The sequence below is a fragment of the Pseudomonas sp. Pseusp16 genome (assembly GCF_047324915.1).
In the GTDB taxonomy this organism is placed as follows: domain Bacteria; phylum Pseudomonadota; class Gammaproteobacteria; order Pseudomonadales; family Pseudomonadaceae; genus Aquipseudomonas; species Aquipseudomonas fluorescens_CD.
On the sequence record NZ_CP168522.1, the window covers coordinates 6,018,442 to 6,036,593 of the forward strand.

Consider the following 18,152-nt stretch of genomic DNA (forward strand, 5'->3'; position numbering starts at 1 on the left):
AAATGTGATCGCAAAGAAGACAATTTGTCGGAGAGGCTCATAGCCTTCCGTTCCCATGCCCGTTCCAGGGCCCTGCACAAAGCGGATAGTGATCTGCGCTCACTGGCTATTGCCACGTATCGGGCGGCTCTACCCTCGGCTGTACGGACGTAAGCCGTGTTACCGCCGCTCTAAAAAAACAACAACAAGAGATATATGCCATGCGCAAGATCGACGTACATGAGGTTATCGACAACGCTCGCTTCAACCGCTTTCACTGGATGGTGCTGTTCTGGTGTGCCCTGATCATCATCTTTGACGGTTACGATCTGGTGATCTACGGCGTGGTCTTGCCGATGCTGATGAAAGAGTGGGGGCTCAGTCCTTTGCAAGCCGGTGCACTGGGCAGCTATGCACTGTTCGGCATGATGTTCGGCGCGCTGTTCTTTGGCCCGTTGTCGGACAGGATCGGCCGCAAGAAGGCCATCACGATCTGCGTGATGCTCTTCAGTGGCTTCACCGTGCTCAATGGTTTCGCACGAAACCCCACCGAGTTCGGCCTCTGTCGCTTCATTGCCGGGCTCGGCATTGGCGGCGTGATGCCTAACGTCGTGGCACTGATGAACGAGTACGCGCCGAAAAAAATCCGCAGCACTCTGGTCGCGATCATGTTCAGCGGTTATTCGGTGGGCGGCATGCTGTCCGCCGGACTGGGCATTGTGCTGATCCCGGGTTTCGGCTGGCAGTCGGTGTTTTACGTGGCGGTCCTGCCTTTGCTGTTATTGCCGCTGATCATGTATTTCCTGCCCGAATCGGTGGGTTTCATGTTGCGTCAGGGGCGTAATGAAGAGGCGCGCAATATTCTTGAGCGGATTGATCCGGCCTACGTCGCGCAAACGTCTGACCAATTGCACATGGCCGAAGTGAAAGGCACGGGCACTCCGGTGTTGCAGTTGTTCCGTGAAGGCCGTGCGCTGCGCACGCTGATGCTGTGGCTGGCGTTTTTCTGCTGCCTGTTGATGGTGTACGCGCTGAGTTCCTGGCTGCCAAAACTGATGGCCAACGCCGGTTACAGCCTGGGTTCGAGCCTGTCGTTCCTGCTGGTGCTGAACTTCGGGGCGATCTTCGGCGCGGTCGGTGGCGGGGTGCTGGGCGACAAGCTCAATCTGCCGAAAGTGCTGGCGGTGTTTTTCGCCATGGCGGCGGTGTCGATCACTCTGTTGGGCTTCAACAGCCCGATGCCGGTGTTGTACCTGCTGATCGCCGTTGCGGGTGCCACCACCATTGGCTCGCAGATTCTTTTGTACGCCTGCGCTGCGCAGTTTTACTCCATGACGATTCGCTCTACCGGTCTGGGCTGGGCGTCGGGCATTGGGCGCAACGGGGCCATCGTCGGTCCGCTGCTGGGTGGTGCATTGCTCGGGATCAGCTTGCCCCTGCAACTGAACTTCATGGCGTTTGCCTTGCCTGGCGCGGTGGCGGCCCTGGCCATGACCGTGTTCGCCGTCAGCAGCCGACGCAGCGCTGCTGGCGTCAGCCCAGCGTTGTCAACGACCGGTGCCTGAATCATGAAAGCGTTTTTCCAGGACTTCTCGTTGTCAGCCGCCGTGGCCGGATTCATTGCCACGGTGATTTCCTATGCCGGCCCGCTGGTGATCATCTTTCAGGCGGCAGAAGCGGCACATCTTTCGCGGGAAGTGCTGTCGTCCTGGATCTGGGCGATCTCCATTGGCAGCGCTGTGCTCGGTATCGCTTTGAGCCTGCGCTACCGCGTTCCGGTGATCATCGCCTGGTCGGCGCCGGGCTCGGCGTTGCTGGTGACGCTGTTGCCGGAAATTTCCATGGCAGAGGCGGTGGGGGCTTATCTGGTCAGCAGCCTGATCATTTTCGTGGTCGGCATCTCGGGCGCTTTCGACCGGATCATCGACAAGCTGCCCGCAGCCATCGCGGCGGCGATGCTGGCGGGGATCCTGTTCAGTTTCGGCACCGGCTTGTTTGTGTCGATGCAGCACAAGCCGTTGCTGGTCCTGGCGATGTTTGCCTGCTACCTGATCTGCAAGCGGGTGATGCCGCGTTATGCGGTGATGATGGTGCTGCTGGTGGGTTGTTCGATTGCCGCGTTCACCGGTGATTTGCATCGTGAAGCACTGGTGATCGGCCTGGCCACGCCGGTGTGGATCACGCCCGAATTCAGCCTGGGCGCAATCCTGAACATCGCCTTGCCGCTGGTGATGGTGGCGCTGACCGGTCAGTTCGTGCCCGGCATGGCGGTGCTGCGCGCCAGTGGGTATCCAGTGCCGGCGAGCCCGATCATCGCCAGCAGTGCGCTGGGCACGGCACTGTTGGCGCCGTTTGGTTGCCATGGACTGAATCTGGCGGCGATAACCGCGGCGATCTGCACCGGTCGCGAATCCCACGAAGATCCTCGCAAACGCTACGTGGCCGGGGTCGTCGGCGGCCTGTGCTACCTGATGCTGGGGATCTTCGGCGCCACGTTGGTCTCGCTGTTTTCAGCGTTCCCCAAAGAGTTGATCGCGGCGCTGGCCGGGCTGGCCTTGTTCGCCGCCATAGCCGGAGCATTGACGGGAGCGATGGCGGTGCCGAGCGATCGCGAAGCCGCGCTGGTGACCTTTCTGGTCACGGCTTCGGGCATGTCGTTGTTCGGGTTGTCCGCGGCGTTCTGGGGGCTGATTTTCGGCATGGTCACCCATGTGCTGTTGAGCGCCCGTCGTTCCGTTTCCCGTCGCAAATCCACTGCAACTGAAGCCCTTCATCCAGTCGATCAATAACAATAAGAGAAAAACGATGAAACAGATTCTCCCAACAACCGGTTCGGCGTTGTCCCTAGCTGTCGTCTCGGGTTTTTCCACAGGCACGATGGCCGCTGAAAAAGGCTTTATCGAAGACACCAGCGCGACGTTGCAGGCGCGCAATTACTACTTCAGCCGTGACTATTCCGACATCGTCGGCGCGAACCGGCAATCGAAGGCCGAAGAGTGGGCCCAGGGTTTCATCCTCAACGTGAAGTCCGGATACACCCAGGGCACCGTCGGGTTTGGGGTGGATGTCATCGGCCTGCTCGGCCTCAAGCTCGACAGCGCTCCGGACCGGACCAATACCGGTTTGCTGCCGGTGCAGGATGACGGCCGCGCGCCGAACGACTACAGCCGCCTGGAGGGCGCGTTGAAGATGCGCTACTCCAGAACCGAGCTGAAAGTCGGTGAGCTGCAGCCCAATCTGCCGGTGTTGGCATTCAGCGATATTCGCCTGCTGCCACCGAGTTATCAGGGCGCAAGCATCACCTCCAACGAGATCAATGGCCTGACGGTGCAGGGTGGTCACTTGAGTTCAACCAGCCTGCGCAACGAAGCCGGCGACGAAAAGATGCAAGCGATGCTGGGTCACGTGCCGCAGCGTCAGGTCAGCAGTGACGGTTTCAATTTTGCCGGCGCTGATTATGCGTTCAATGACAAGCGCAGCTCGGTCAGCGCCTGGTACGGGCAACTGGAAGATATCTACAACCAGCGTTTTCTGGGTTTAAAACACAGTGAGCCAGTGGGCAACTGGATCCTTGGCGCCAACCTCGGTTACTACGATTCGCGCGAGGACGGCAAAAAACTGCTGGGCAATATCGACAACCAGGCGTTCTTCTCGTTGCTGTCGGCCAAGCGTGGCGGCCATACGTTTTACGTCGGCTATCAGGGCATGTTCGGCGACAGTGCATTTCCACGGGTATTTGCCAACATCTCGCCTCTGGGCAACGAAGTGCCGACCTATGAGTTCGCCTTCACCGATGAACGATCCTGGCAGGCGCGCTACGACTACGACTTCGCAGCGCTAGGCGTACCGGGGCTGACCAGTACTGTGCGCTATATCAGCGGCAACAATGTCGATACCGGAAAGGGTTTCGAAGGCAAGGATCGCGAGCGTGACCTGGACATCGGCTATGTGTTGCAGAGCGGCAGCTTCAAAGGTCTGGGCATTCGCGTGCGCAATGCGATGGCGCGTTCCAACTACCGCAGTGACATCGACGAGAACCGCTTGATCCTCAGCTACACGTGGACCTTGCTGTGAGCCCATCGATCACAGGTTGCTGGTGCAATCACCCATGACGTCGTAGGTCACGCGGTGGGTCTGGCCCTGATGATCGACATACACCATGGTCGCCGGTACGACCCCGCACGCGGTCGCGGTGTCCGACACAGAAACCACGCTGGCGATGTCCAGTGGCTGCGCCGGGTTGTACAGGACCGCGAGGGGCTCGTTGTCGGCGGCCATGGCCGAGGTGGCGATGACGGTCAGCAACAGGCTGATCAACGTTTTCATGTTGGCGTGCTCCGTGTCGGTTCTGATGTCTGAATTTTAGTCTTTGCCACCGACGGATAAAGGGGCGAACGGCGGATGCAGCCTTACATAAAACGTAACAGTCATCGCCCGAGGAGGGCTTATGGACGTGCTTAACAACTTGCGTGTGTTCATCCGGGTGGTGGACTGCGCCAGTTTCACCGGGGCTGCCGATGCGCTGGATCTGTCGACCGCGCAGGTATCCCGATTGGTGGCGGATCTGGAGGAACATGTACAGGCGCGTCTGCTGCAACGCACCACGCGGCGCTTGAGCCTGACCGATGCCGGCGAACGCTTCCTGCTGCGCAGCCGGCAAATCGTCGAAGCCATGGATGAGGCGACGGCTGAGGCTCGTGGCGCTCATATCAATCCGGCCGGGCGCCTGCGGGTGCACAGCATGAACGGCCTGGGTGTGCTGCTCACGCCGTTGATCGCCCGCTACAGCGAGCTTTATCCCGATGTGGTGTTCGAGCTGACCTTGTCGCAGCGCAATCCCGATCCGCTGGAGGAGGGGCACGATGTGGTGATTTCGATAGCTCCGGAACTTGCCGACTCGCAAATGGTTGCGCAGGCCGTCGGGCAAATCTACAGCGTACCCTGTGCCTCCCCGGACTATCTGCACCACCGGGGCGTGCCGCAGCATCCGCAGGCGCTGAGCGATCATCAATGCCTGCGCATGCTCGACCCGCTGTACAGCGATCAATGGCTGTTCCAGGACGAGCACGGCGAGCACGCCGTCAGCCCGGCCAAGACCTTTCAGTGCAATGTTGCCGAGTCGATGGTCAAGGCTTCGGAGGCGAGCATGGGCATCAGCCTGCTGCCGTTCTACACCGCGACGCGGCCCTTGAGCGACGGTACTTTGCTGCGCGTGTTACCTGCATGGCGCCTGCGCGAACGCCATGTGTATGCGTTGTATCCTTCGCGACGCTTTCTCGACGCCAAGGTGCGCACCTGGGTGGACTTTCTCAAGTCTGAGCTACCGAAGCTGTTCGCCGAGCATGACTCGGTGATGAACGATCCGCGGCATTGGGCTTGAAGTCGAAGGGCCTGCGAGCGGCGGTGTAGACTGAGTGTCTGTTGTCTTTCGCCAAGGAGTCGCGCGTAGATATGCACACCAGGGTCAGCGGGCATCGTGCCATGGCGCACACGGGAGTGTGTTGAACCATGATCGGTGCGCAGTTGCTGTCATCGGAAACCCTTGCGGCCGGCTGGCTGATCTATGTGCCGGTGTTGGTCTGGGCGGTTTGTCGTGCGCCGTGGGTTGAACTGTTCACCGACAGCCGTCGTCAGCATCTGCTGTTTGGAACGGTGTTTGCGCTGTTTCTGCTGTGGCTGGTGCGGCAGGATTTCGATACCGGCGTGTCTTATCACCTCATCGGCATGACAGCGGTGACGCTACTGCTGGACTGGCCGCTGGCGCTGGTCGGCGGGTTGGTTGCCCAAACGGGGCTGGTGTTGCTCGGTCGACAGGATGTGGCGGCGGTCGGGGTCAATGGTGCGCTGTTGATTGCGCTGCCGGTGCTGGTCACCGAGTGCTGCGCCATTCTGGTGGAGCGTGCGCAGCCACGAAATCTATTCGTGTATATCTTCGTTTCCGGATTCTTTGCCGCCGCGCTGTCGGCGTTGCTGTGCCTGCTGCTGGGGCTGTGGTTGCTGTGGTTCGATGAGCGTTTCGAAATGCCATATTGGCTCGAGGACTTTGTCGGTTACCTGTGGCTGATCATTTTCCCCGAGGCGTTTATCAACGGCATGATCGTCAGTGCGCTGGTCGTGTTTTGTCCGGAGTGGCTTGAGACGTTCAACCGCACACGCTACCTCTCGGCTCCCTGGAAGGACGACGATCCCAAGTCCTGATCCCCATCAAAACCTGGAATCGCCCACTCGAAGGATCAGTGACGCGGGTCGAAATCACCGCTGAACAACTCGTCCTCGGCATCGGGAGCCACTGGAATCTTGTGTTCTTCGGACGCCCAGGCGCCCAGGTCGATCAGTTTGCAGCGGTCGGAGCAAAATGGCCGGAATTTGCTCTCTGCGCTCCATTCCACGGGGGCGCCACAGGTTGGGCATTCGACGGTTGTTGGTTGGCTCATGACTGGCCTCCACGCAAAGTAAGATAAAAGTGATGCAGGCGTTCGACCTCGCTGTGCAGCCAGGCAAGGTCGCGGTCATTGATCACGACGTCGTCGGCATGGCTCACGCGATCCTGGCGGCTGGCCTGGGCCTTGAGGATTGCCTGGACTTGCTGTTCGCTGGTCTGGTCACGTTGCAAGGTGCGTTCAACCTGCAATTGTTCCGGGGCATCGATCACCAGCACGCGTTGGGTCATGGTGTATTGCCCGGACTCGATCAGCAGTGGCGAAACCAGAATCGCATAAGGCGATTTTGCCAGCGCCAGGTGGTGAGCGATTTCCTCGCCGATCAGTGGATGCAGGAGGGCCTCCAGCCAGCGGCGTTCTTCAGGCACTTCGAAGATCAATTTGCGCAGCGCTGCGCGGTCCAGTTGTCCGTCGCTCTGCAACACGCCGGGGCCGAAGTGCCCGGCGATCAGTGCCAGTGCCGGGCGGCCAGGCTCAACGACCCAGCGAGCGGCATGATCGGCGTCGACCACATGCACACCCAGATCGATGAAGTGCTGGGCGGCCGCGCTCTTGCCACTGCCGATGCCGCCGGTCAGGCCGAGAATCCAGGGTTTTTCCACAGGGCTATTCATTTCAAACCGACAAACTGCCAATAGAGGTCGGTTATTTGACCACCCCAGAGCAACGCAATCCAGCCGGCAATGGCCAGATAGGGACCGAAAGGGATCGGCGTCGAGGTTTTTGCATTGCGCCAGCGCAGCAGCATCATCCCGATAATGGCACCCACCAGCGAGGACAGCAGGATAGTCAGTGGCAAAATCTGCCAGCCACCCCAGGCTCCCAGCATCGCCAGCAGCTTGAAATCACCGTAGCCCATGCCGTCCTTGCCCGTGATCAGCTTGAACAGCCAGAACACCGCCCACAGCACGCTGTAGCCGGCTATTGCACCCCAAAGCGCCTCGTGTAACGACACGAACAGGCCGAAACTGTTGACGATCAACCCCAGCCATATCAACGGCAGCACCAGTACGTCCGGCAATATCTGATGTTCGGCGTCGATCAGGCTCATCGCCAGTAACCCCCAACTCAGGATCAGCATCAGGCAGGCTGGCCAACCGAAGCCGAAATGCCAGGCCACAAACGCCGACAGCGCACCACAGGCCAGTTCGATCAACGGATAGCGCGGGCTGATCGCTGCTGCGCAGGCTGAACAGCGCCCGCGCAACAACACATAACTGAGCAGCGGAATGTTTTCCCAGGCGCGGATCCGGTGACCGCAATGCGGGCACTGGGAATGGGGCAGCAGCAGGTTGTAGGTCGGCACCGGCGTTTCGCCGGGCAGCCCGAGAATGTCATGGGCCTGCACACGCCACTCGCGTTCGAGCATTTTCGGCAGGCGCCAGATCACGACATTCAGGAAACTGCCGACCAGCAGGCCGGTGATTCCCGCGAGAAGGACAAAGGCCAGCGGATAGTGAATCAGGATTTCATTCAAGGGCATGTCAGATCGCTGAGCCGAGTTGGAAAATGGGCAGGTACATGGCAACTACCAGTCCACCGACGATAACACCCAGCACCACCATGATGAACGGCTCCATCAGGCTGGTGAGGTTATCGACCATGTTATCGACGTCGTTTTCGTAGAAATCCGCGACTTTTTCGAGCATACCGTCCAGGGCGCCGGACTCTTCGCCGATGGCGGTCATCTGTATGGCCATGTTCGGAAACACGCCAGAGGTACGCATGGCGAAATTCAATTGCATGCCGGTTGAAACGTCTTGCCGGATGCGCAACACGGCGCGCTTGAACACGATATTGCCGGTCGCACCGGCCACTGATTCCAGGGCCTCCAGCAGTGGCACGCCGGCAGCGAATGTAGTCGACAGTGTACGGGCGAACCGGGCCACGGCGGACTTGTAAGTCAACGTGCCCACCAGCGGCAGTTTCAGCAGCCAGGTGTCCATCCGGTCGCGAAAGGCCGGGGATGTCCTGAGGGCGTGACGCACACCGAAGGCCATTGCGATCAGCGCGCCAAGGACCGTCCACCACCAGGCCTGCATGAATTGCGACAAGCCAATGACCATCACGGTGAAGGCCGGCAGTTCGGCGCCAAAGCTTTTGAACACCGATTCGAACTGCGGTACGACGTTGACCAGCAGAATCCCGGTGACAATCGCCGCGACGAACACCACCACCAGCGGGTAGGTCATGGCTTTCCTGATCCTGGCCTTGAGGCTTTCGCTTTTTTCCTTATAGGTCGCGACCCGCTCCAAAAGGGTGTCGAGGGCTCCGGCCTGCTCGCCGGCATCCACCAGGTTGCAATACAGTTCATCGAAATACCGGGGCTGCTTGCGCAGGGCGGTGGCGAAACTGTTGCCGGCCGCGACTTCCTGTTTCAGTTCGTCCACCAGCTGGCGCATGGCCGGATTGTCGAAGCCTTCGCCGATGATGTCGAACGACTGTAACAAGGGCACGCCGGCCCTCATCATCGTTGCCATTTGCCGGGTGAACAGGGCAATGTCCTGGGCCTTGATGCGCTTGCCCATGTTGAAAACCGCTTGGTTTTTCTTGCGAACCTTGCCCGGATTGATGCCTTGTTTGCGCAGTTTCGCCTTGAGCAGTGCCGGGTTTTGAGCGCTGAGCTCACCGGTTACCTTTGTGCCTTTGCGGTCGATGCCTTCCCATGCGTACACGCTGATTTTCGCTGCCTTGACCGCCATGTTCAGTCCTGGGTAATCCGCTTGAGTTGCTCTTATAGCCTAGTCAATCAACGGAGCCAAACCAGCAAGGGTGAGGTGACAAAAAACGTCAGATAGTACTGATCCTCGTCGTATGGAAGGACTTTGCCGCCGCCACGCCCCCAGTCAACAGGGGGCTTTTGCCTTGGCACAGGCTGTGCTGCCAAGGGGCAGGTCATGAGCTTTCGACTCATGCATGGAGCCTGTATATGAATCAAAAAGGTTTTACCCTGATCGAGTTGCTCGTCGTGGTGGCGATCATCGGGATCCTGGCAACACTGGGTCTGCCGATGTATTCCAAATACCAGGCTCGGGCCAAAGTCACGGCGGCGCTGGCCGAACTGACTGCGATGAAAGTGCCGTTCGAGGATGTGATCAATCAGGGGGACACCCCGACAATTGCCAACGTGGCGCCCGCCGGCGCGTCATCGACTACCCACTGCGCCCTGGCGGTGACTGCTTCGACTCCGGAGGGGGCGGGATCGATCGTTTGTACGTTGCAGAATGCCCCGGGGGTGGTCCTGGGCAAAACCGTTGTCCTGACACGTGACGAAGCCAAAGGCTGGTCGTGTAAAAGCACCGTATCCCAGGACTACTTGCCGAAAGGGTGTTCCGCGACATGAATCGCTGAATCAAGTCCCCGCTATTGCGGGGTTTTTCCTGTTTGTCGACCTGTCGTCAAAAACTTCAGAGAAAGCGTAGAAATTCAGGATCTTAGGAACTTTCCACAAACCCGCAACTTGCATGCAGCGTTTCGGCGTCTCGTGCATTTTGCATGATTCCGAAAATCGGCTTACTTTATAAATTATTGATTTATAAAGGTTTATTCTTTGTTTAAAAGTTGGCACAGCGTTCGCAATACCCTTGGTAACCCTGCCGACAAGACACCCGGCAGACTTTTCAGAAAAACAGGAGTTACTCGTATGAAGAAGTTCGCTATCGCTGCCGCTACTGCTACCGTGCTGACTCTGACCATGGCAAATGCGGCATTCGCCCAGACCACTCAAGCCACCCAGTCTCCAATGACCCTGGCGGCGGGTGAAATGACCAAGGCTAAAGAAGCTACTTCCGATACCTGGATCACCACCAAAGTCAAAGCCGACCTGATGACCGAAAAAGGCATTCCAGGTACCGACATCAAGGTTGAAACCAACAAAGGCGTGGTATCGCTGTCGTCGACCGCTGCCGTGACCGATTCGCAAAAAGACATGGCTGTGGCCATCGCCAAGAAAATCAAAGGCGTCAAGGCAGTCTCCGCTGACGGCCTCAAAGCCGAATAAGGCAGGCTTCTCGCCTGGACTGGGAGAGGGCGCGACAGACGGGCCGAGTCATACGTCTGTTGCAGCCTGAGAGTTCATGCGAGCGGCCAAACGGAGTTTGGCCACCACAGGCCCCGCGCATTTTTGCCGGGGCCTGTTTTATTTACAGCGGTGCCAATCAACGGTGGGGGCGTGCCTGATCAATTGCCGCGTTTGCTGGTGATCTGTTTCAGCCGATTACCTTCGAACCGCAAGTATTGATACATGCCGCCATTCGGTCCGTAGGTCCATTCCTCGACCTGAAACTCCTCGCGCCGGTCTGCACTGCGTTTGTAACCCAGCAAGTCGCGACTGACCGGTTCACCGCACTTTTGCAAGACCTCACTCGAACGATCACCGACGCTGATCAATTGGCTGCCACAGCGCAGGGTATCGGCTGCCCAGGCCTGACTGGCGGCTAGTGCCAGAATCAGGCCTTTCAGCATCTGTCGAATCATCACTCGGCATCCAGATGCATCGGTGTCACCACACGGCCGTCACTTTCTGCCTCGCCCAGATTGGCGTCGATGAAATACACCCGGTCATCTTCCAGCTGGGCCTTGTCGACCAGGTAATCCTTGATGCTGCTGGCGCGCTCCTGGCCCAGTTGGCGCAACAGCACGTCGCTGGAGCTCCAGAACTTGATCACCTCAGCACGCATTTTCGCGGTGCGCTCTTCCTTGCCCAGGTCTTTCCATTCGGCAGGGGGCTGGGTTTTCAGGCGGGTGCGGTAGATACCTTCGAGCAGCGGGCCTTTTTCCCCGTCCGGCACTTCCAGCAACGAAGCCTGGGCCGGGACCTTGTCACCGCGGCGCTGGAGCATTTTGTAGTAGTTGTACTGATACTCACGTTCCAGGCGTTGTTCGGCGATCAACGGGCCATCGCTGCTCTGGGCGGCGGTGCCTTCGATTTCCAGGCGCAGGGCCGGGCGTTCCTTGAGGGCCTTGGACAGTTTGTCCAAAGCGCCTTCGGCGTCCTTGCTCAGGTCGCTGGAACCCGCTGCGAACGACACACTGCCCAGATCTTCCGCGCCCCCACCGCTGACCAGCCCGCCAATGAGCTTGAACGGTGCTGCCGCCGCTTTGACGATCAGGTTGCGCAGGGTCTGCCAGATAATCGGCATGACACTGAACTGGGGGTTGTTCAGGTCGCCGGTCACCGGCAATTCGATGGAGATCTTGCCGTCGACGTCCTTGAGCAAGGCAATGGCCAGTTTCAGCGGCAGGCTCACGGCATCCGGGCTGTCGACTTTTTCACCCAGTTGCAGTTGTTCGACCACTACTTTGTTTTCAGCTTTGAGTTGGCCCTTGGTGATCTGGTAGTGCAGGTCGAGATTGAGCCGGCCCTTGCGGATACGGTAGCCGGCGAACTTGCCGGAGTAGGGCGTCAGTGTGGTCAGTTCCACGCGCTTGAAGCTGGTGGCGATGTCGAGGCTGGCCATCGGGTCGAACGGATTGACGGCGCCCTTGATGGTCACCGGCGCATAGCGATCGACCTTGCCCTTGACGTCGACAGCGGCCGGTTTCGGCTGGCGGCTGTCGATGGTGCCGATCTGCCCGTTGAGTTGCTGGATGGCGGTGGCGAAGTTCGGGGTCAGGCTGAAGTCGGCGAAGTTGGCCGATCCATCATTGATGAAAATGCCGCCAATGTGGATGCCCAACGGTTTTTCGTTGCTGGCTGGTTTGTTCGCTGCCGGTTTTGCCCCGGAGTCCGCCGGCTGCGGAATCAGCAGATCATCGATGTTGGTGGTGCGATCATCGTTGATCATGAAACGCGCATAGGGCTGGAACAGGTTGATCCTGTCGATCGAAAGGCTGTCCCCGTGCTGATAGTTCAGGCCTTCGACAACGACTTGTTGCCACTTGAGGAAGTCGCGGGTTTTCAGGGTGTCCAGGGTATGCAACTGATCGACCTGGGCGCGGCCGGTGATGCCGAAGGCCAGGGGCTCGGTGCTTTTCAGGTTGACTGCCAGATCACTGCCGAGCATGCCGCTGCGCAGTTCAAGGCGAATGAACGGCGTGATGTAGGACTGGGCAACCCGCAGGTCGATGTCCCTGGTCTGTACCTTCAGTTGGGCGCTGACCGGGGCCAGGTTGACCTCGCCGTCGGCGATGATCTTGCCTTGTTTGCCCACGCCGGTATCAAGCTTGAGGGTAAAGGGCGAGCCGTTGAGGCTGTCGAAGTTTTGCAGGTCGAGGTTCAGCGGGCTCAGGTCAAGGGCGACGGCGGGTTGTGCCTTGCGGTCAGCCAGATGCACCCGGTAATCGCGCAACTGTACATCCTTGAGCAGCACCTGCCAGGGTTTGTCGGGCGCGGCCGGATCGGTTTTCGGTGAGTCTGCCGCCGCCGGAGTGCTGGCCGGTTCGGCATCCGCCTTGGCTTTGGCGGTGGGTTTAGACGGTTGGCTGGCGAACAGCTTCTGCCAGTCGAGTTGGCCGTCCGACTCCAGCGCGGCCCAGGTTTCCAGTTTATTGCTGCGGATCTTGCCAACCACCACTTGCTGCCTGGCCAGGTCCACGGTGGTTTCGCTGACGTCCAGCCGTTCAAGCTTCACCAGCGGCCGTCCGTCCGGGGCCTTGATGGCGAAGGGGGCAATGTTGACCGCAACATTGCTCAGCAGCAGCTCGGTGTCCTTGGACAGGTTGAGTTTGTAGTCGGTACTGAAACTCATGATGCCGCTTTCGAGGTCCAGTGGCACGGCATCGCGCACATAGGGCCAGAAGGCTTTCATCTTGCCATCGGTGATTTTCAGCTTACCTTCGGAGGCGATCGGGATCAGGCTGAAGTTACCCGTCCAGTCGATCTGTCCACCGTTTGGGCCGACAGCCACCAAGGTCATGTCGGCGCTATCTTCGGGCAAGGTGCTGAGGTTGTTCAGCTCGAAATCGAGCGAGTCGTAGAGAAACTCGATGGGCTCGCTGGGGCGGGCATCTTCAAAATGCACAGCGCCGCCCGCCAGTTTGATCCGCTCGATGCGCAGCGGAAACGGCTTGGCATTCGGGTCGGTGGGTGTGGGTTCGCTCGCTGGCAGTTTGAACAGTCCAAGCAGATTGAGTTTGCCGTCCTTGCTGAACAGGATTTCGGTCTTGGGCTTGTCCAGTTCGACATCGGACAGGTGCACGGCCTTGGTCCACAGGCTGTCGAATTGCAGGTTGGCGTACAGACGTTCGAAACCGACCTGCTCCTTGCCGGGCTCACCGATATTCAAGCCCCAAAGGGTCAGTTCAAGGCTGAACGGATTGAATTCGATCCGCTGGATCGCAGCGGGGGTGGTGGCGTAGTTGGCCAGTTGCTGGTTGGCAACGCGCAACGCGATCCCCGGTAAAATCAGAAAGCCCAGCAAGCTGTAGAGGGCCAGAGCAGTCAACAAGGCGCCGAGGGCGCGAATCAATCCTTTGTACATGTGCGGCTTCATCTGTCTGGATCGGAGTGCGTTGGAGTATGGCACGCGTTTCCGGTTCCGAAGTGATTGGCCTGTTCAGTAAATTTCAGATTTTTCCTGCAGCGCTCAGAGCTGCAGAATCAGGGTTTTCAGCGGTGGTTGCTGATCCATTGACGGGAAGTCGGCGCCTGGCTTCATCACGGTCCACTCACGTACAGGTCGCCCGGCCTTCTCTGCACAGCGCAAAACCTGCTCGCGCCAGTCGTCCATGCTGACTTTCGCCAGGTTGTTGCAGCAGATCAGCACGCCGTTGTCGGCGGTGGTCAGCAGGGCTGGTTTGAGCAGGCTCTGGTAGTCGCGCAGCAGGTCGACGGTGCCGAATGCGCTCTTGGCCCAGGCCGGCGGGTCCAGCAGCACCAAATCGTACTGGCGCTGTTCCAGGCGCTGATAGCTCGGCAGTTTTTGCCCGCGGCGCTGGCTGACCGGCAGGCCGGCCAGTTGGCGAATGGCCGGGAAGTAGTCGGACTGGATAAACTCCATGGTCGGCAACTGCGGATTGAGTAAACCGTTCTCCCGACCGACCGCCAGGTTGCCTTCGGCGAAGTCCAGGTTGCACACCTCGCGCGCGCCGCCGGCGGCAGCACTGAGGCCGACGCCACAGGTGTAGGCAAACAGGTTCAGTACGCTTTTGTTTTTACTGTGATCCTTGACCCAGCCACGGGTGTTGCGCAAGTCGAGGAACAGCAGCGGGTCTTGTCCGGCATGGCGGCCACGCACCCGATAGTTCAAGCCCCATTCGTGGCCAACCAGGTCTTGCAGGGCTGCTTCGTCGGCGCGGTAGACGGTGTCTTCGCGATCGATGCGCGAGTTGCCACGGGAGCGGTCGTTGTAGACCAGCAGGGTGGCAAATCCCAGGTGTTGATTGATCGTTTCGTGCAGTTGCAGCAGCGTCTCGCGCTCCAGCGGCTGGTGGAAACTTTGCACCAGCAATTGCGGGCCGTAGCGGTCGATGGTCAGGCCACCGGCGCCTTCCTGGCTGCCGTGGAACAGGCGATAGCAATCGGTACCTTGCTGGTGCAGTTCGGCGAGCAGGTCCTGGCGTTGATCGAGGGCGGCGCGCAGCGCCTGATTCAAGGAAGACATGCTGGGCGCCTTGCAGGAGGAATTGGGCGCGGGAGTTTAACAGCTTGGAGCACAACCTGGAGCTCGCTCACGATGGTCGACAACGATAACGTGTGCTGTCTGAATGATCGCGTGTTCAGGCGTTTTTCGCGAGCAAGCTCGCTCCTACAGGCCCATCCGGCGTTTAGCGCGTTGAACCGATCCATTACGCACCGCCCAGCGCAGCATCGGTGCGCTGCGGTTGACGCTGGCGCGGATCAGCTTGCGTTGTAGCGGGTTCTGGCTGACGCCGAGCATGTCACTGGCCCAGTCCGGCAGCAGATCGATCCCGGCCTGCATCATCAAACTGCCGAAAGGCTTGGCCAGGCGACTGGGGGACGGGGCGTTCAGCAGCAGGCGCAGGACCTCACGACTGCGTTCGTCGCACAGCAGTTGTGGACGGATGCGCTTGAGGTAGCCGGCAATTTCCCGCCGAGAACGGGGCACATCGCGGGCGCCCAGGCGTTCGGCGACCAAGGCGATTTCCGCGTAATAGCGATCCTGGTCGGCTGGTGAAAGATGCGGGTTGCGATAGCGCAAATGCGCGGCGAGGAAGTTGCTGACTTCCGCCACGTGCACCCACGTCAGCAATTCGGGATCGCTGGCGGCGTAGGGGCGTCCATCCGGCGCAGTGCCGGTAATCTGCAAATGGATGGTGCGGACTTTTTCGATCAGCCACTCGGCATCCTGTCGAGAGCCGAAGGTGGTGCCGGAGATGAACTGCCCGGTGCGGCGCAAGCGGCCGAGCATGTCTTCACGAAAATTCGAATGGTCCCAGACCCCGGCCAGTGCCAGCGGGTGCAGGGCCTGCAGCATCAGGGCGGCGATGCCACCGATCAGCATGCTGCTGAAATCACCATGGACTTGCCAGCTCACCGAATCTGGCCCGAACAGCCCGGGGTCGCCCTTGGGGTTTTCCAGGTCGAGTTTGCCCAGGGACAAACCGCTCAGGCTCATGATCTGGGTTTCGATGCGGGTGCGGATGAATTCCATGGCCACTCTGTAAATCTGTAGGAGCGAGCAAGCTCGCGATGGACGCTAACGATAACGCATGCTTCCTGAATATACGCGGCGCGTCTGAGTTCATCGCGAGCGAGCTCGCTCCTACAGGGCACAGTCCGTTATTGATTCAGACGTTTGTCGATCAGGCCCTGCACCACGCTTGGATCGGCCAGTGTCGAAGTGTCGCCCAGGCTGTCCAGCTCGTTGCAGGCAATCTTGCGCAGAATGCGCCGCATGATCTTGCCTGAGCGGGTTTTCGGCAAGGCCGGCGCCCACTGGATCAAATCCGGTTTGGCGAAACTGCCGATTTCCTGGCTGACGAGGGCCAGCAGTTGTTTCTTCAGTTCATCGTTGGTCTCGACGCCGTTCATGGGCGTGACGAAGACATAGATGCCCTGGCCCTTGATGTCGTGGGGGTAACCGACTGCAGCGGCCTCGGCGATGCTCTCGTGCAGCACCAGGGCGCTTTCCACTTCGGCAGTGCCGATACGGTGGCCGGACACGTTGATCACATCGTCGATGCGCCCGGTGATCCAGTAATCGCCATCTTCATCGCGCCGCGCGCCATCGCCGGTGAAGTAGTAACCGGGGTACGGCTTGAAGTAGGTGTCGACCATGCGTTGCGGGTCGCGATAGACGCTGCGGATCTGCGCCGGCCAGCTGGACTTAATGGCGAGTACGCCGCTGCCGGCGCCTTTGATTTCCTTGCCCTGCTCGTCGAGCAGCACCGGTTGCACACCGAACATCGGATGCGTGGCGCAACCGGGTTTTATCCGCTGTGCGCTGACCAGGGGACTGAGCATGATGCCGCCGGTTTCGGTCTGCCACCAGGTATCGACGATCGGGCAGCGCTCTTCGCCGACCTCATGGAAGTACCATTCCCACGCTTCCGGGTTGATCGGCTCGCCGACGGTACCGAGCAATCTGATGCTTTGGCGCGACGTTTCCTTCAACGGCTCGGGACCTTCGCGCATCAGGGCGCGCAGGGCGGTGGGGGCGGTGTAGAAGATGTTCACCTTGTGCTTGTCGATCACTTGCCAGAAACGCGACGTGCTCGGGTAGCTCGGCACGCCTTCGAAGATCAGCGTGGTCGCACCGTTGGCCAGCGGGCCGTACACGATGTAGCTGTGGCCGGTGACCCAGCCGACATCGGCGGTGCACCAGAACACTTCGCCGTCGCGGTAATCCAGCACGTATTTGAAGGTCATCGCCGCTTGTAGCAGGTAGCCGCCAGTGGTGTGCAACACGCCTTTGGGTTTGCCGGTGCTGCCTGAGGTATAGAGGATGAACAGCGGGTCTTCGGCGTCCATTGGTTCGGGCGGGCAATCGTCACTGACGTCGCGCAGCGCCTGGTGATACCAGAGGTCGCGGCCTTCAACCCAGTTCACCTGGTTTTGGGTGCGCTCGACCACGATCACGCTGCTGACATCGGGACAGCTTTGCAGGGCCTTGTCGACGTTGTGTTTGAGCGGCACGAATTTACCGCCGCGCACGCCTTCGTCGGCGGTGATCACGGTGCGGCAGTCGGCATCGAGGATCCGGTCGCGCAGGGAGTCCGGGGAAAAGCCGCCGAAGACCACCGAATGCACGGCGCCGATGCGCGTACAGGCGAGCATGGCGTAGGCCGCTTCGGGGATCATCGGCATGTAGATGCACACCCGATCGCCTTTCTTCACGCCACGGCTTTTGAGCACGTTGGCCAGGCGGCAGACGTGGTGATGCAGTTTTTTGTAGGTGATTTGCGTGGATTCGGCAGGCTCGTCGCCTTCCCAGATGATGGCGACCTGATCGCCGCGTTTTTCCAGGTGACGGTCAATGCAGTTGTAGCTGACGTTCAATTGCGCTCCGGCAAACCAGCTGGCCTCACCGGTTTTCAGGTTGTAGCGCTGGACGGTGTCCCAGGGTTTGCTCCAGTCGAGAAAACGCGTGGCCTGTTCGGCCCAGAACGTACTGGGGTGTTCAACGGATTCGCGGTACAGGCGGTGGTAGTCGTCTTGACTCAATTGTGCGGCCCGGCGGACGGCATCGGCTTTGGGGAACGTGCTGATATCGAACATGACGGTTCCTTATGCTTGTTTTGCGACAAGGATAAAGATGCGCCGAGAGATCAATGGGTTCAAGTCAGATGCAAAACAACTGTGGGAGCGGGCTTGCTCGCGAAGACGGCGGT

General features: G+C 59.7%; 17 protein-coding genes. 7 read left to right on the forward strand and 10 right to left on the reverse strand.

Going from position 1 to position 18,152, the window contains the following annotated elements:
* The first annotated feature begins 200 nt into the window (after nt 1–200).
* From ACEN8Q_RS27375 to ACEN8Q_RS27385, 3 genes are read left to right on the forward strand one after another with little or no spacing between them, the layout of a single operon-like run.
* The gene (locus ACEN8Q_RS27375) at nt 201–1,544 is read left to right on the forward strand and encodes an aromatic acid/H+ symport family MFS transporter (RefSeq protein ID WP_413703996.1); all 1,344 of its coding nucleotides are present in this window, start codon (nt 201–203) and stop codon (nt 1,542–1,544) included.
* Nucleotides 1,545–1,547: 3 nt separating this feature from the next.
* Nucleotides 1,548–2,768, forward strand: a complete 1,221-nt coding sequence (locus ACEN8Q_RS27380) for a benzoate/H(+) symporter BenE family transporter (protein ID WP_413703997.1) — start codon at nt 1,548–1,550, stop codon at nt 2,766–2,768.
* A gap of 16 nt (nt 2,769–2,784) precedes the next feature.
* Nucleotides 2,785–4,053 carry an OprD family porin gene (locus tag ACEN8Q_RS27385; protein ID WP_413703998.1) on the forward strand — a complete coding sequence of 423 codons (1,269 nt, stop codon included), beginning with the start codon at nt 2,785–2,787 and terminating at the stop codon, nt 4,051–4,053.
* A 9-nt stretch (nt 4,054–4,062) separates the two neighbouring features.
* Here ACEN8Q_RS27385 and ACEN8Q_RS27390 read toward each other — a convergent pair whose 3' ends face one another.
* Nucleotides 4,063–4,305: a DUF2790 domain-containing protein gene (locus ACEN8Q_RS27390; protein ID WP_413426335.1), complete on the reverse strand. Its 243-nt coding sequence runs from the start codon at nt 4,303–4,305 to the stop codon at nt 4,063–4,065.
* A 121-nt stretch (nt 4,306–4,426) separates the two neighbouring features.
* Here ACEN8Q_RS27390 and ACEN8Q_RS27395 point away from each other — a divergent pair, with 121 nt between their 5' ends.
* Together ACEN8Q_RS27395 and ACEN8Q_RS27400 are read left to right on the forward strand one after the other, a co-directional pair.
* Nucleotides 4,427–5,359, forward strand: coding sequence for a LysR family transcriptional regulator (locus tag ACEN8Q_RS27395; protein WP_413703999.1), 933 nt, complete (start codon nt 4,427–4,429; stop codon nt 5,357–5,359).
* Between the two features lie 128 nt (nt 5,360–5,487).
* The gene (locus tag ACEN8Q_RS27400) at nt 5,488–6,177 is read left to right on the forward strand and encodes an energy-coupling factor ABC transporter permease (protein WP_413704000.1); all 690 of its coding nucleotides are present in this window, start codon (nt 5,488–5,490) and stop codon (nt 6,175–6,177) included.
* Nucleotides 6,178–6,212: 35 nt separating this feature from the next.
* On the opposite strand, the gene yacG is transcribed toward ACEN8Q_RS27400, so the two are convergent.
* From yacG to ACEN8Q_RS27420, 4 genes are read right to left on the reverse strand one after another with little or no spacing between them, the layout of a single operon-like run.
* On the reverse strand, nt 6,213–6,413 hold the full coding sequence (gene yacG, locus ACEN8Q_RS27405; RefSeq protein WP_413426329.1) for a DNA gyrase inhibitor YacG: 201 nt from the start codon (nt 6,411–6,413) through the stop codon (nt 6,213–6,215).
* A complete protein-coding gene (gene coaE, locus ACEN8Q_RS27410) occupies nt 6,410–7,033 on the reverse strand; it encodes a dephospho-CoA kinase (RefSeq protein ID WP_413426327.1) in 624 nt (207 codons plus the stop codon). Before coaE ends, yacG begins: the two co-directional genes overlap by 4 nt.
* Entirely contained in the window at nt 7,030–7,902 is an 873-nt protein-coding gene (locus ACEN8Q_RS27415; RefSeq protein WP_413426325.1) for a prepilin peptidase, read from the reverse strand. Before ACEN8Q_RS27415 ends, coaE begins: the two co-directional genes overlap by 4 nt.
* Nucleotide 7,903: 1 nt before the next feature.
* Nucleotides 7,904–9,121 (reverse strand): type II secretion system F family protein, encoded by a 1,218-nt coding sequence (locus tag ACEN8Q_RS27420; RefSeq protein ID WP_413426323.1) that lies wholly within the window; start codon nt 9,119–9,121, stop codon nt 7,904–7,906.
* Between the two features lie 227 nt (nt 9,122–9,348).
* Here ACEN8Q_RS27420 and ACEN8Q_RS27425 point away from each other — a divergent pair, with 227 nt between their 5' ends.
* Nucleotides 9,349–9,762 carry a pilin gene (locus ACEN8Q_RS27425; protein ID WP_413704001.1) on the forward strand — a complete coding sequence of 138 codons (414 nt, stop codon included), beginning with the start codon at nt 9,349–9,351 and terminating at the stop codon, nt 9,760–9,762.
* A 300-nt stretch (nt 9,763–10,062) separates the two neighbouring features.
* Nucleotides 10,063–10,419 carry a BON domain-containing protein gene (locus ACEN8Q_RS27430; protein ID WP_413426319.1) on the forward strand — a complete coding sequence of 119 codons (357 nt, stop codon included), beginning with the start codon at nt 10,063–10,065 and terminating at the stop codon, nt 10,417–10,419.
* Nucleotides 10,420–10,598: 179 nt separating this feature from the next.
* Here the strand turns inward: ACEN8Q_RS27430 and ACEN8Q_RS27435 are convergent, their stop codons facing one another.
* The 5 genes from ACEN8Q_RS27435 to acs all read right to left on the reverse strand — a co-directional run bounded on the left by ACEN8Q_RS27435 (nt 10,599) and on the right by acs (nt 18,039).
* Nucleotides 10,599–10,895 carry a DUF2845 domain-containing protein gene (locus ACEN8Q_RS27435; protein ID WP_413426317.1) on the reverse strand — a complete coding sequence of 99 codons (297 nt, stop codon included), beginning with the start codon at nt 10,893–10,895 and terminating at the stop codon, nt 10,599–10,601.
* Nucleotides 10,895–13,852 carry a DUF748 domain-containing protein gene (locus ACEN8Q_RS27440; RefSeq protein WP_413704002.1) on the reverse strand — a complete coding sequence of 986 codons (2,958 nt, stop codon included), beginning with the start codon at nt 13,850–13,852 and terminating at the stop codon, nt 10,895–10,897. Before ACEN8Q_RS27440 ends, ACEN8Q_RS27435 begins: the two co-directional genes overlap by 1 nt.
* A 93-nt stretch (nt 13,853–13,945) precedes the next feature.
* On the reverse strand, nt 13,946–14,962 hold the full coding sequence (locus tag ACEN8Q_RS27445) for a class I SAM-dependent rRNA methyltransferase (RefSeq protein WP_413426313.1): 1,017 nt from the start codon (nt 14,960–14,962) through the stop codon (nt 13,946–13,948).
* A 144-nt stretch (nt 14,963–15,106) separates the two neighbouring features.
* On the reverse strand, nt 15,107–15,973 hold the full coding sequence (locus ACEN8Q_RS27450; RefSeq protein WP_413704003.1) for an oxygenase MpaB family protein: 867 nt from the start codon (nt 15,971–15,973) through the stop codon (nt 15,107–15,109).
* A gap of 128 nt (nt 15,974–16,101) precedes the next feature.
* On the reverse strand, nt 16,102–18,039 hold the full coding sequence (acs, locus tag ACEN8Q_RS27455) for an acetate--CoA ligase (protein ID WP_413426309.1): 1,938 nt from the start codon (nt 18,037–18,039) through the stop codon (nt 16,102–16,104).
* Nucleotides 18,040–18,152: the final 113 nt, after the last annotated feature.